1 protein-coding gene is annotated in these 501 nt (G+C 44.5%); it reads left to right on the plus strand.

The annotated features are described in order from the left end of the window. The coding region (locus JWH17_RS23285) for a glycosyltransferase N-terminal domain-containing protein (RefSeq protein WP_332468480.1) at window positions 1–501 on the plus strand (501 nt) is incomplete at both ends.

Consider the following 501-nt stretch of genomic DNA (forward strand, 5'->3'; position numbering starts at 1 on the left):
ATTCCTTTAGTTATCGCCAATGCGCGATTGTCAGAGCGTTCCGCAGCGGGTTATCAAAAATTAGGCAGCTTTGTGAAGCGTATGCTGCGTAATGTCACGATGATTGCAGCACAGCACCAAGAAGATGGTGAGCGCTTTGTTCAGTTAGGGTTAAGGCGTATGCAGTTAACCGTGACGGGAAGCTTAAAATTTGATATTTCTGTTACCCCTGAATTAGCTGTTCGAGCCATTACACTTCGCAGGCAATGGGCTGCTCATCGCCCTGTATGGATTGCGACCAGTACTCATGATGGTGAAGAAGCGATTGTCTTAGAGACACACCAAAAGTTATTAAAACGTTTTCCTAATTTATTGCTTATTTTAGTCCCTCGCCACCCTGAACGTTTTACGAAAGCTGAAGAGCTAACTCAAAAAGCGGGCTTAACGTTTATTCGTCGTAGTGCCAACACTATTCCTAGCGTAGATACTCAAGTGGTTATTGGCGATACCATGGGTGAATTG

Source organism: Desulfogranum marinum (assembly GCF_016918565.1).
Classification (GTDB): domain Bacteria; phylum Desulfobacterota; class Desulfobulbia; order Desulfobulbales; family Desulfobulbaceae; genus Desulfogranum; species Desulfogranum marinum.